At 53.2% G+C, this 455-nt stretch carries 1 protein-coding gene; it reads right to left on the bottom strand.

Annotated elements, in window-relative coordinates; genetic code table 11:
• Positions 1 to 455 (bottom strand): AMP-binding protein (locus AAY47_RS19810; RefSeq protein ID WP_047772104.1); only part of this gene is annotated, 455 nt, incomplete at both ends.

The raw sequence follows: 455 nt of genomic DNA, 5'->3' as shown, positions 1-455 counted from the left end.
GGCAATCACCGTGGTTTCGGTAGGGCCATAAGAGTTAATCCAGCGGCAGGATTGGGTTTCTGGTATAGACTGCCAACTCAGCAAATGACGCAGTTCCGCTTTTTCACCACCGACGATAACGGTGTGCAGGTATTGGCCGAAACCACTGTGCCCCGCCATCATTTCCTGTACCCAGTGATGCCAGAAGGCGGTGGGCATATCCATAATAGTGATTTTCTGCTCATTTAGCAGATCGACAAATTCTGCATCCGGTACACGGATATGGGCAGGGCGCAGAACCAGAGTGGCACCGGCGGCCAGAGTAGGGAAAATATCGGATACCGAAGTATCAAAGGCGATGGTCGCAAATTGCAGGATACGATCCCCTAATTGTGGCTCGCTGGTCTGGTGCTGCGCATGGATAAAGTTCACCACATTGCGGTGCTCCAGCATCACGCCTTTGGGCTGTCCGGTGG

Origin of the sequence: Xenorhabdus griffiniae, assembly GCF_001028135.1 — a bacterium.
GTDB classification, from domain to species: Bacteria; Pseudomonadota; Gammaproteobacteria; order Enterobacterales; family Enterobacteriaceae; genus Xenorhabdus; species Xenorhabdus bakwenae.
Note: the sequence above shows the minus strand (reverse complement) of the source record. Positions and strands in the feature narration are given on the sequence as shown.